Annotated in this window: 16 protein-coding genes and 1 pseudogene; 4 read left to right on the forward strand and 13 right to left on the reverse strand. The window is 28.3% G+C overall.

Annotation, left to right across the window (positions count from 1 at the left end):
- Positions 1-97: 97 nt before the first annotated feature.
- The 8 genes from ABUA17_RS06650 to ABUA17_RS06685 form a co-directional block, all read right to left on the reverse strand.
- Positions 98-886: an ATP-binding protein gene (locus ABUA17_RS06650; protein WP_052330750.1), complete on the reverse strand. Its 789-nt coding sequence runs from the start codon at positions 884-886 to the stop codon at positions 98-100.
- Entirely contained in the window at positions 867-1,670 is an 804-nt protein-coding gene (locus ABUA17_RS06655) for a DnaD domain-containing protein (protein WP_349817934.1), read from the reverse strand. Before ABUA17_RS06655 ends, ABUA17_RS06650 begins: the two co-directional genes overlap by 20 nt.
- Positions 1,671-1,787: 117 nt before the next feature.
- Positions 1,788-1,940, reverse strand: a complete 153-nt coding sequence (locus ABUA17_RS06660; RefSeq protein ID WP_349817933.1) for a DUF6906 family protein — start codon at positions 1,938-1,940, stop codon at positions 1,788-1,790.
- A 30-nt stretch (positions 1,941-1,970) separates the two neighbouring features.
- Positions 1,971-2,096 carry an aspartyl-phosphate phosphatase Spo0E family protein gene (locus ABUA17_RS06665; RefSeq protein WP_349817932.1) on the reverse strand — a complete coding sequence of 42 codons (126 nt, stop codon included), beginning with the start codon at positions 2,094-2,096 and terminating at the stop codon, positions 1,971-1,973.
- Positions 2,068-2,232, reverse strand: coding sequence for a hypothetical protein (locus tag ABUA17_RS06670; RefSeq protein WP_288219101.1), 165 nt, complete (start codon positions 2,230-2,232; stop codon positions 2,068-2,070). The genes ABUA17_RS06665 and ABUA17_RS06670 overlap by 29 nt, the downstream gene beginning before the upstream one ends.
- Positions 2,233-2,242: 10 nt before the next feature.
- Entirely contained in the window at positions 2,243-2,959 is a 717-nt protein-coding gene (locus ABUA17_RS06675; RefSeq protein WP_349817931.1) for a phage antirepressor KilAC domain-containing protein, read from the reverse strand.
- A 68-nt stretch (positions 2,960-3,027) separates the two neighbouring features.
- Positions 3,028-3,183, reverse strand: coding sequence for a hypothetical protein (locus ABUA17_RS06680; protein ID WP_042402730.1), 156 nt, complete (start codon positions 3,181-3,183; stop codon positions 3,028-3,030).
- Positions 3,184-3,248: 65 nt separating this feature from the next.
- Positions 3,249-3,473 carry a helix-turn-helix domain-containing protein gene (locus ABUA17_RS06685; protein WP_052330765.1) on the reverse strand — a complete coding sequence of 75 codons (225 nt, stop codon included), beginning with the start codon at positions 3,471-3,473 and terminating at the stop codon, positions 3,249-3,251.
- A 262-nt stretch (positions 3,474-3,735) separates the two neighbouring features.
- On the opposite strand from ABUA17_RS06685, the gene ABUA17_RS06690 reads away from it, so the two are divergent.
- A complete protein-coding gene (locus ABUA17_RS06690; protein WP_042402727.1) occupies positions 3,736-4,107 on the forward strand; it encodes a helix-turn-helix domain-containing protein in 372 nt (123 codons plus the stop codon).
- Positions 4,107-5,825, forward strand: a complete 1,719-nt coding sequence (locus ABUA17_RS06695) for a recombinase family protein (RefSeq protein ID WP_154821370.1) — start codon at positions 4,107-4,109, stop codon at positions 5,823-5,825. The genes ABUA17_RS06690 and ABUA17_RS06695 overlap by 1 nt, the downstream gene beginning before the upstream one ends.
- Here the strand turns inward: ABUA17_RS06695 and ABUA17_RS06700 are convergent.
- From ABUA17_RS06700 to ABUA17_RS06720, 5 genes and pseudogenes are all read right to left on the reverse strand, one after another.
- A pseudogene (locus ABUA17_RS06700) lies at positions 5,805-6,590 on the reverse strand (FAD-dependent oxidoreductase); the annotation flags it as partial. The gene ABUA17_RS06695 and the pseudogene ABUA17_RS06700 sit on opposite strands and share 21 nt — an antisense overlap.
- A complete protein-coding gene (locus ABUA17_RS06705) occupies positions 6,590-7,582 on the reverse strand; it encodes a sulfide/dihydroorotate dehydrogenase-like FAD/NAD-binding protein (RefSeq protein WP_042402721.1) in 993 nt (330 codons plus the stop codon). The gene ABUA17_RS06705 and the pseudogene ABUA17_RS06700, both read right to left, overlap by 1 nt.
- Before the next feature lie 167 nt (positions 7,583-7,749).
- A complete protein-coding gene (locus ABUA17_RS06710; RefSeq protein ID WP_195951448.1) occupies positions 7,750-9,090 on the reverse strand; it encodes an APC family permease in 1,341 nt (446 codons plus the stop codon).
- A 195-nt stretch (positions 9,091-9,285) separates the two neighbouring features.
- The gene (locus tag ABUA17_RS06715; protein WP_042402714.1) at positions 9,286-9,894 is read right to left on the reverse strand and encodes an NUDIX hydrolase; all 609 of its coding nucleotides are present in this window, start codon (positions 9,892-9,894) and stop codon (positions 9,286-9,288) included.
- Positions 9,895-9,996: 102 nt separating this feature from the next.
- A complete protein-coding gene (locus ABUA17_RS06720) occupies positions 9,997-11,181 on the reverse strand; it encodes a D-alanyl-D-alanine carboxypeptidase family protein (protein WP_070098869.1) in 1,185 nt (394 codons plus the stop codon).
- A gap of 133 nt (positions 11,182-11,314) precedes the next feature.
- Here ABUA17_RS06720 and ABUA17_RS06725 point away from each other — a divergent pair, with 133 nt between their 5' ends.
- Together ABUA17_RS06725 and ytfJ are read left to right on the forward strand one after the other, a co-directional pair.
- Entirely contained in the window at positions 11,315-11,899 is a 585-nt protein-coding gene (locus ABUA17_RS06725; protein ID WP_195951447.1) for a DUF2953 domain-containing protein, read from the forward strand.
- A gap of 22 nt (positions 11,900-11,921) precedes the next feature.
- The gene (gene ytfJ, locus ABUA17_RS06730) at positions 11,922-12,341 is read left to right on the forward strand and encodes a GerW family sporulation protein (RefSeq protein WP_042402709.1); all 420 of its coding nucleotides are present in this window, start codon (positions 11,922-11,924) and stop codon (positions 12,339-12,341) included.
- The last annotated feature ends 28 nt before the right edge of the window (positions 12,342-12,369 follow it).

The following is a 12,369-nucleotide window of genomic DNA, read 5'->3' on the forward strand; positions in this document are numbered from 1 at the left end:
CTAAATCTGTAATCCCCACTACTTTTAATAGCCTGTCCAAAGGTCCTTTCTTTAATATTTTTTATTTATATAAATGCCCTAAAGCATTAATAGCAAACTATCCTATAATTTCTCTTAATATATTAAACTTTTCTTTACCTTTTTGAGCTCTTATACTCTTACCATCACTTACTACTGGTGTACACATTTCCATCAGCCTGTCATAAGTTCTTTTGTGATACATATTTTCCAAGTCATTAATATTAATATTTGTTGTTATAATTGTTGGTAATGAATTTCTATACCTGCTATCAATAATGTTGTATATTTTAGATGCTGACCACTCATTTTTTTGTTCAGTACCTAAATCATCAATTATTAATAAATCTGCATTAGATAAGCTCTTTAGTATAGTTTCTTCTCCCTCTTTTCCATAAGAAGAATATGTCTCCTTTATTCTTTCAAGCATTTTATTAATACTTACACAAATTGTCGGCGTTCCTCTTAGCATTAAATAATTAGCTATACAAGCAGTTGCATGAGTTTTCCCATTACCAGGAGCTCCGTATATTAATAAACCTAAATTGTTTTCTTTAGCTTTAGTAAAGTTACTAGCATATTTACTACATATGTTAAAAATCTTTTCTGAACCAATATCATGATTCCAATTTTCAAATGTGCATTGTTTAAATTTTTCATCCATTAAACTATTTTTAAATATGCTATTTAATCTAATTTGCTTTTCCTTATTCTCATCTTCAATTGCTTTTTCCTCTAGCTCTTTCTTTCTACAACTACAAACTATAGGAACTCTTCTAAGAACATTTAGAATTACAATATCTTTTTGAATTGGATCTCCACACTTTTCACAAACTTTTATAGTAGTATCATAATCCAACCCATTCATCAGACTTTTCCCTATTGTTGTTGCTAGTAATTCTGCTACTTCCATCACTTTCACTCCTTCCTTTTGATAACCAATTTTGTAATATTCCTAAAACATATTTATAATTATTAATTTTCCCTCTATTCATAGCTTCGGTTGCTGCATCTATTAACCATTGTTTGCTATAAACTTCTATATCACTAGATATTTGCTCCATTAACATTGCATTTACTATAAAGCCACACTTTTCAAAATGCTTAAATACATCTAAGTCTTTTTCTATACTACTACAAATATCCTCAGTTATCTCTTCTAGGTTGTTCTTACCTATCCTATCCTTACCTATCCTATCCTTACCTATCCTATCCTGTGTATCCGAAGTGTAACCATCATGTATACATTTTGGATACGGTGCATTTTTAATATTAACTATCTTATTTTTTATCAATTTTCTTCCAGTTTCTTCGAACGTGTAAGATTTATTTTCATCTATATTTAGCATGGATTTTTCAAACTTATAATTTGTTTCTGTATATCTATCATTCTGAATGTAATTATGAATTCTCCAATGTTTAATGACCACAACACCTGACTCAAATGGTATTAAAAATTTTTTTGCTATTAATAGCTTTAAGTCATCATCTCCACAACCTATCATTCTCTGAATTTTCTTAGAATTATTTATAAATCCATCATCATCAGCTCTCATGCTAAGATGAAAATATAATGCTTGTGTACTCAAAGGCATATCTAGAAAAATATCACTATCTATAATCGTCTTTGCAAACATTCGTCTTCCTGCCATTATTACTTTCCTCTTTCTAACATCTATATTTTTTATGTTTTTTGTATTATACTTATATTGATTTGTTTTGTTTGGACTTACTCTTAGTTTGGTAGCTGGGGTATGTCCATTTTTCTTTTATCTCCTAAAATTCCATAAGACTTTTGTATGGATATTACAAAACACAAATTCATATGGAGTTGCCCTTTCAACTAAAAACTCTCTTGGATTTAAGCCGTTATTTCTCAAAAACCCCTTTTGTTCTCTTGTTAACTTCTTAAGCTTCTTCATTTAATAAACTCCTATCTCTCATACTTCACTTTAAAAATATTGCTTTTGCTCTCTACAAATAACTTCATCCAACTCTTTACTAATATCAATAGTTCTTTCATCTCCTATCCCATATTTTTCAATAGCTTTATGAAGTTTTTCTCTTAATTCTTCCATGAGTACCTCCAATTCTCTTTATTAACTTATCTACGCCATCTAAAATAGATGTAATTATTGCTATAACTCCGATTATTATTACTAGAGCTATTGGCATAACAAACGTAAATGCTCCCCACCAATTAAAACCTTCCATGATTACCTCTCTAAAATAAATTCAAAATAAAATCTCTACCTTTGCCAGTCCACTTTCTGTCATATATTATTTTCCCGTTATCTAAAACTTCTTGCTTAATACTAACTAAACCTAATTCAGAATACTTAGAATATAAAAGCCAAGTTTTATTTTGCTTATACTGTATCTTCTTTTCTGACAATAAATTATTAAGCTTTGTAGCACTACTTAATCCCAATTCCTTAGCAATTTCTGATGTTGTGTATAACTTATTTTGATGTACCAGCTTGTCCCTTTGTTTTTCAGCTTCTAACCTTGCTGCTCTTTCTTCTTTCAATTTTGTTGCTGCTGCTATAAGTAAATCTGGATTATCTAATAATTCATCTGTTGCATACATTCCGTACTTCCTCATGCTTGGTAACACTTCTGTTGCTAACCACATTTGAAACTTTTTAGCAACATCATTATTAGCTTTCATTCCAAGTAGATAAAATAAGCTTTCTGGAATGTAATCATCTTTCCCAACATGTTGGGAAAAGTTTAATTCCTTACAGTAACCATTCATAGTTTCCCATCTTACATACGTTTTCCCATTTTTAATTTGTGTAAATCCAAAACCTATAGCTGTATCTTCAGCATTTAAAGAAATACTTGCATCATCATTTTTAATTGCTCTTACTTCAAGTTCTAATTCTTTATTAACAAATAATTGAACTCCTTCTTTATGTTTGTGCTTTATGTTTTCCATTTATTTTCCTCCATATTATTTATTATGTTTACTTAACTCTTATAGGCTTTTCAGCCTTTTATCATCTGTTACAATTCATCCTTGTCTAACTTTTCTAATTTATCTATAAATACTCCTAGTTCTTGATGACTTAACTTTTCAGCAACTATATCAGCCATTACTTCAGCAAACTTTTCTTCTAATGCCGTCATATCAGTTGGTAATATTAAAGTTACTGTATACATAAAATTCCCCCTATTAAAAAGCTATAATATTCTATGCCTCATCATTTGTTTCTGTTACTTTTCTTTTAATCTTCAATACAACTCTTTTCATCGCTACCACCCTCCATTAACTTATCAATAGATATATTTAGATAAGAAGCAATTTTATGAACACTTGATATTGATGGATTTTTCTTTTTCCCTGATAAAATATCATAGCAAGTAGCATATGCTAATTTACATTCACAAGCTAATTTAGATATTGTAATATTCTTTTTTTTAAACTCTTCAAATAAAAATTTGTTATTCATTTTTTCACCTCGCTATCGTTAACATGATTACTCTATCAATATTATATCGTTTTAACGATAATGTAAAATCTATAAATCTCCCTATCGCTTTAACAGAATAAATTATTATCGCTTTTCTATCATTTTCGGCTTTTTTTTACCTTTTTCTATCGTTTTAACGATACCGATGTATTATTTTGTCGTTTTTATGTTCTGTAGTTATATTGCTTTTTATCGCGAAAGTGATAAAATATAAATATAATAATTTTTATGGAGGATTCTTATGGGAATTTCACTATTAGGTAAAAATATAAAAGAATATAGAAATAAAAAAGGATTGAGTTTAAAAAAGTTAACTGAAATAGCTGAAGTTGGCTATGCTACTATTTATGACTTAGAAAATGGTAAAAAACAAAATATAAACTCTACTACTTTAGAAAAGGTTGCAACTGCCTTAGAAACTTCTACAAATGAGTTGCTTGGAATAGATGTAATAGAACATACTGTAGATGATATTCCAGACACTATTGATGCAATATTTGAATCTGATGAACTAGAGATAGATGGTATTAAATTAACTTCTAAAGAAAAAGACATTCTTAAATCTATATATAAAAATGGAATAGATGTAATTAGATTAATGAGGTCCAACTAATGAAAAGAGTAGCTATTTATAGTAGAAAATCAAAATTTACTGGTAAAGGTGATTCTATTGAAAATCAAATAGAAATGTGTAAAGAATATATTACAAATACTATAGGTAAAGATATAGAATTCACTATTTATGAAGATGAAGGTTTTTCGGGCGGTAACCTTGATAGACCAAGGTTTAAAAAATTAATGGCAGCTATAAAAAGTAAAAAATTCGATATTTTAGTATGTTATAGATTAGATAGAATATCAAGAAATGTCGCTGACTTCTCAAGCACATTGGAAGTATTACAATCTAATAATTGTTCATTTATAAGTATAAAAGAACAGTTTGATACCTCAAGTCCAATGGGTAGAGCCATGATTTATATTGCTAGTGTCTTTGCTCAACTTGAAAGAGAAACTATAGCGGAAAGAGTTAAAGATAATATGTTAGAGCTTGCTAAGAATGGTAAATGGACTGGTGGTAAAATACCAGTTGGTTTTTCTTCAGAAAAAATAGAACATATTGATGAAAATGGTCTTACTCGTGTAACTCCTCAATTAGTTATAAATGATAAAGAAATGGAATTTGTAAACTTTTTATATAACAAATATCTTGAATTAGGTAGCCTTCATAAATTAGAAGTTTATATTCATGAAAATAATATTAAATCTAGAAATAATGTTTTATATGAAAAATCATCATTAAAAACAATACTACAAAATCCAATCTATGTTAAAGCTAATAGTGAAGTAGTTGAATACTTAAAAAATTCTAATTGGACTATATATGGCAGTCCAGATAATATTCATTCACTATTAACTTATAACAAAACTGAACAAACAAAAAAAGATGGTAAATATACTAAAGCTAAAAAGGATATATCAGAACGTTTTGCAGCTGTTAGTTCTATTAAAGGATATATTGAACCAGATCTATGGCTTTCAGTACAAAAACAGTTTGATAAAAATAAAGATACATTCCCAAGACTAGGTAAAACACATAACGCTTTATTAGCTGGCAAACTACGTTGTGGAAAATGTAAGGAATATATGTTAGTTGTTCATGGAAGAGTATCAAAAGCTACTGGAGAAAAGTTATTTTATTATAATTGCTCATTAAAAAGAAAATCAAAAGGTAGCCTTTGTGACAATGGAAATGCTAAAGCAGCTGTTATAGAAAAATTAGTTTTACTCTCTTTAAAACAACTTAGCTTAAAGAAAAAAGAGTTTATATCAAAAGTAAGAAATAAATATAAATCTGATGCAAGTGATGAAAATATTAATATAGAAAAATTATCTTTAACTAAATCACTTAAAGAAAAAAAATTACAAATAGATAACTTAGTTACTAAATTATCTTTATGTAATGATATTGACGATATTTTACTTGATAGAATAAAGACTTTAAAAAACGAATGTAATGCTATAGAAGAAAATATTAATAACTTAGAATCAAAAGCTTTAAATTTAAAAAATAATTTACTAAATCTTGACCTTATAGAAGAACTATTAGATAAATGTGCTAATATAGATGAGCTTGATAGATCACAACAAAAACTTATTATAGATAATTTAATAGATACTATTTATTGGTACAGTGATGGTCCAGGTAAAGGAAATATAGAAATTAAATTTGTTGGCACTGAAGATAATCAAAAAGAGCTTAAATTTACAAGTGAAGAGATGCAGCAACTATTGTTGCATTTCTGTTCTCATAGCATGACCAGTATCAAGTAAAACTACATTTTCCGCAAATTCCTTCAAAGCATATTGTTGACAAACCTTAGTACTAAGCTTTCCATAATTAACATCCTCAGAAGGAACCTTCAAAACAACAACTCCAGTCTTATCAAGTTGCTCTCTTATACTATCAGATAAACTCTCCTTAGCAAGCTTACAAGATCCAGAAAATGCACCAAGCACATCGTCATTTCTTTCACCTTGAATATCAGCTACTCCACATCTTGCACTAATACTAAGTCTTGGTCCAAATGCTGGGCAACGTAAAATACACATAGAACATCCATTACCATATCTTAAACAATTCCCCATTGGTCCTGTTGTACCAGTAGTTTCAATAAATACATCACCTTTAACATAGCTTCCATCACTTAGTAAAATTCCATTAATTTTATTATTTTCAAAATCAACGTCTGTTACCCTTGTTTCCATATGAAGGTTAATTCCCTTATCTATTAAATAATCTCTAACTACACCTTCAATCTTATTTACATCATACAATGTTGCATGTTTATGTCCTGGAAAATCTATATTAGCATGTCTTGCACATTTATCTGTTAGCTTAATTAGATCTCCTCCACCTAATGCAATTAACTCTTCTGAAGCTGTATAACGTCCGTTGTTTCTCATTATTCCGCCAACATTACCAAGTCCAAGTAAAAGATCTGTTTTTTCATAAACATGGACTTCTGCTCCGGCTTTCTTTGCTGTTAAAGCAGCTGCACATCCAGACCAGCCCCCACCAACTATTATAACCTTCATCATATTAATCTCCTCCCCTCAAATATAGCTCTTGGACTAGCTTGCACCTTACAGAATCTCTTTACTCTGTGACCTGAAAACCTTGCTGTGCATGCTCCACATACACCTTCACCGCAACACATCTTAAAATTATTACAACATGATAAATCAATATCTTGTCTATCTAAATAATCTAAATATTCGATTACATCATAAGTTAATATATCCGCTCCAGCAATGTGGATTAAAGATATATTATTGTAACCAATTATTGATTTTATAGCCACCTTAGCTTCAGGAGATAGCTTACCTTTTTCAATTAAATTCATTTCTTGAGGAACGATATTTAGCTTATCTAACCATTCAGATACGTATACATCATTAAAAGGTTGTTTATCAACAATTACAGTAACCTTATTATCATTTTGAACTAATTTTTTAATTACAGGTACCATAGGAGCCATTCCAATACCTCTTGCAATTACTAAAATATTATTATTTTTTTGTTTTCTTATGTTTTTTAAACCAAATACACCATTCCAATAAGGTCCTCTAATTGTTATTTCTCCTCCAGATTCAATATTTAATAATTGTTTTGTTTTGACACCTCTTATTTCTATCATTACTGAAATAATATTTGTATCAATATTAGAATCTAATATTGAAATAGGAACATCAAAATAAACATTTTCATCACTTCTTATAAATATAAAGCTTCCTGGCTTTGCTAAATCTATTGCTAATTTATGTGGTGCTTCAAATTTAATTAAAAGCACATCATCTTGACATAGCACTTTTTCAGATACTTTGCAGGTATAAGCCTTTCTTTGCTCCTTAGCTTTATTACCATTATTATAAAGTTCTTGATAAATACAAACTCCATTCCAATTTAGACAATCACAAAAATGACTTCCTTGTAGTTGAGAGCAAAGTATGCATTCACCACTTTCAGCTAAATGGCAAGGGCAATACTCAGTACCAGCATCTATACAATCAATCGTCTCCTTAAACATTTCGACTCCTAAATTAATACTATACACTATATAGATTATTTCATTAAATCCGTTTTGTTACTATAAATCGCCTAATATATAAAATTTTCTACTGTAAAATATTATAAAAAAACACAATTATAAGAGTTAACTCATATAATTGTGTGTTTTAAATTTTTATTAATAATTTATTCTAAACAACCGTTTATAATTTTTTCGTTTTTCTTACAAAATAAAACTGCTAATAACATTACTAATAAGCAGAATGCCGCATATATCCAGAATAATTGATTACCCATGCTTCCGAATAAAATAATTAATGAACCTATTATAGCTAAAACAGGATTAATTATAGTATTCCAAATACCTGAAATCTTACCTTGTCTACCTAATTGAATAACTTTTACATATAAAAGTATGTACATTGTGTAACTCATTGTAATTGATATTTCAGATATATCTGAATTTGGAAGTAATCCAAATTTAGTTGTTAAGTAATGAGCAATATACCATACTATAGCTATAATAAATGCTACTATTGCAGAATTAACTGGCATTAATAATTTTTCATCTATCTTATTAATAACCTTTGATTTTGGGAACATATTTCTTACTGATAAAGAATGTGGTAATCTTATCATTCCTAAAGTTAATCCATTAATAGTACCCATGATTGAAATTATAACAAATATTAATACAATTTTTGCTCCCCATGGTCCTAATAAGTTGTTTGCAGCTAAGTCAACGTGAGCATCTCCTAAGCTCATAATAGTTTCTGGCCCTATATACATGCTTATTCCAACAAAGTATAAAACATATACTATTAAAATAAATATAGGTGCTATTATAAGAGCTTTTGGTAAATTTCTTTTTGAATCCTTTATTTCATGTGAAATTGATGTAGAAACTACCCATCCATCAAATGAAAATGCGATTGGTGCTATTGCAGCAATCCATCCTGTAGACTTCATTGCAGTAATATCACTAAATGAAACACTGCTTGTATCTCCAAATACTAATCCAGCAACTGCAATTAATAATAAAGGTATTAACTTTATTATTGTAGATGCATTTTGGAATAATCCACCTAACCTTGCTGATAAAGTATTAATTACAAATAAGAACACCATTATTGCTAATCCAATTAACATTTGTTTTTCTAATGTTCCTTCTATTCCAAATAAAATGCAAATGTAGATTCCAGCCACCCAAGAAACTACTGCTATTAATGTTGGAAAATATAAAAATGTTTGGAACCAACCAAAAGCACATGATGTTGACTTATTATAATACTCTTCAGCATATGCTATTAAGCCACCTTCTTTTGAACTTCTTGATGCTAATTGTGATATAGTTAAACTTCCAAAAATTATAGCAATTGCTGCTATACAGAATACTAATACTCCTAATGCTACGCTTCCTCCTGTAGCAACAAGAATATTGTCACTCTTAAAGAATATTCCTGAACCTATAACAATTCCAACAATCATTGCTATGGCAGTGAATAATCCATATTCGTTTTTCTTCATGTTGTTTTCCCCCCAATGTTTTTATGTCTTTCTTCATAAGTTCACTCAGAAATTGTAATTTCCATATATCCCAAAATAGATATCTTGTAGAACAATATGCTAAGTTTCTACTAATATATCATGAAACTAACATTTAGTAAATAAAACAATTTGATTTTTTATAAAAAATTTTGAGATTTTAATTATTTTTTTAATTTATTTAAAAATTTCATCACCCATTGCTACAAAACTCTGTAAAGCCATGAAGAATTTAATATCACATCTTTCATTACTATTTAATATTTTAATTGCATCTTCTTTAGATAATAATATAGTTTCGATATCTTCATCTTCCTCTAAATTTTCTGTCGAAATTTCTCCTGAGCAAGTACAATATACTAATGAAACTGATTCATCAGTCATACCTGGTGATAAATAAAGCTTATTTCCTACTTTACTTTCTATTACCTCTTCTAAGTCTAATCCTGTTTCCTCTTTTAATTCTCTTTTAACTGTTGGTATTATATCATCATCATTATCAATTAATCCTGCTGGTAACTCATAAACATAGTTATTTAAAGGAATTCTAAACTGTTTAATAGCAACTAATTTCTTTTCATCCTTATGATATGCTAATATAACAACAGCATCTACTTTATCTTCTTTTCCATTAAAGAATTGATCTTCTAATGCCTCTTTAGTTTTTCTTGATGCAATTGTCCAAGTTTTTTCCTTACCACCCCTATTTATATAATCAGCATTATATAAGCTTAAAAATTTAGTTTTAGATAATACTTTTAATTCTTTTACTATAGTTTTACTCAAAATATTCTCCTCCGATTCTATTTACATTATTTTAATTTAATAATTAACAATACCTACATATTCATTTTATACCAAATTTATATACAATAAAAGAAAAAAGCACTAATTATTAGTGCCTTCATTTTGTATTAAACTATCAAATTCTTTTTGTGATATATCAGTGTCGCATATTAGAGCTTTTTTTAACAACTCATTTCCACTATCATTTAATGCTACTTTTCCTATAATGTCTCCACTATTTTTATCAAATAATGTGTTAAACACTTCTACCTCAACAGATCCTTGACCTTTAAATCCATAATCAAATTCTGACTCTTCAACTATTGTTCCTAAATTAATAAATTCTGATGAATTTACAATATCTTTCATATTATTTGCTTTAAAACAATAATTATCTGAAACATATTTATAAATTTGTTCTGTAACATTCCATCTGTCACTACAATTTAAAACTACGATAATAATGTTTCTACCTTCATGTCTAACTGATGAAACTAAACATTTTCCTGCTTGACCTGTATATCCAGTTTTTACTCCATTAGCTTCTGGAATTCTATACAAAATTTTATTGATATTATTATAATCTCTTGTAAAACCTGATGCATCTCTTGTTATAGTTTTTGTTCCACAAATTTGGCAAAATGTTTCATTTTCCATTGCCTTTGCAGTTAATAATGCTAAATCATAAGCACATGTATAATGCTTAGCACTATCTAACCCGTGTGGACTTTCAAAGTGAGAATTAACTAATCCCAAACTTCTTGCATAGTCATTCATAATATTAGCAAATCCTTCTACACTACCACCAATATCTTCTGCTATTGCAATTGCTGCATCATTACCAGACTTATATAATAGTCCATATAATAATTCTATTAATTTTATTTTCTCACCAGCTGTATATTTAACTTTTGATCCCCTTATAGATGATGCATTTTTACTTATAGTTACTTCTCTATCTAAATTACCTTGACTTATTGCAATCAAGGCTGTAAGGATTTTTGTTGTACTTGCCATAGGCACTATTTCGTCTGCATTTTGTGCAAATAACACTTGCTTTGTTTTACTATCCATTGCTATAGCACATCTTGCATTTACTCTAATGCTATTTAATAGATTTTCCATATCAACATCATCTATATCATCATCTTGAATATCATCGATTATAGCTAAATCTTCAACTTCATCTTCATCATCAAAGCTTTGCGCATAAACACAATTATTCATTAAATTACAAATAATTAGTACTAAACTTAAAGTTACTCCTAGGATTTTAAAATTTTTCATATCCATCACTCCTATTTTCTCCTTACACATGTAGTATTTTCATTTATTAAATTTTTAAACATGTTTATTAAATTTTTATGATTTAGATTTAATTTTTGTGGCAATACTAATAGAAGATTAGGAGAGGTTAATTATGCATATTTTAATAATTTTTGTTGTTATAGTATTAATTTTGTTTATACCTATACCCCTGAGCTTTCATTTTTATGTCTCTAAGGATAGGTTTTACGTAAAAATTTATAATATTAATTTATTATCTAATGATGGTGGCTTAATAAAGAAATTTCTTAATAAGAAAAAACCAAAAGAGGATAAAGGTAAGAATATCGAAAAAACAATTGATGACTATAAAGATGATAATGACTCCTCTAATAAAAAAGTTAAGTTTAAAGAAATACCTTTTAAAAAACTTTATCATAACCTTGCTTATAATAAATTTAAGCCAACATTAAAGTTTGATAGTAATATTTCTTATTCCTTAGGAGATTCAAGCAAAACTGCTATAGCTTTTGGTTTACTTTATAATATTAATCCAATCCTACTAAATATTTTTTCTATTATATTTAAGGTAAAAAGATATAAAAATGATTTTAAGCCTATTTTTAAAGATAAAATACTTTTTGAACTCACACTAAACAGTATAATTACCTTTAATTTAGCAAAAATTATTTATATATGTTTTATTATTATAAAATCATTTAATAAAAATAGGAGGTGAATCCCTTTATTTTGGGATTATTATGGCTGATAAACATGAATTAGAAAACTTAATGAGAAGTACTATGGAAAATTTACGTGATATGATAGATGTTAACACTGTAGTTGGAGATGTAGTAGAAACTAGTGATGGAACTTCGATTGTTCCAATTTCTAAAGTAACCTTTGGCTTTGCATCTGGTGGAAGTGAATTTGGTAACCATGTTGCTGTTAAAGATGATGGAGATGAAAATTATCCTTTTGGTGGTGGCTCAGGGGCTGGTGTCACTGTAAAGCCAGTAGCATTTTTAATAGTTAAGGACGGCTCTGTAAGATTGCAACCTGTAGATTATGATAATACTGTTGATAGAATTGTAGATTCAGTTCCTCAACTTTTAGACTTATTTAAAGGATTCTTTAAAGATAAAAATGCTGGAACTGAAAGTCAAGATTTAGACTTATAAAAAAGTAGCTGTATCAAAACAATTAAAT

This window comes from Clostridium sp. RTP31139st1_H3_RTP31139_211217 (assembly GCF_040227035.1).
Lineage (GTDB): Bacteria > Bacillota > Clostridia > Clostridiales > Clostridiaceae > Clostridium > Clostridium saudiense.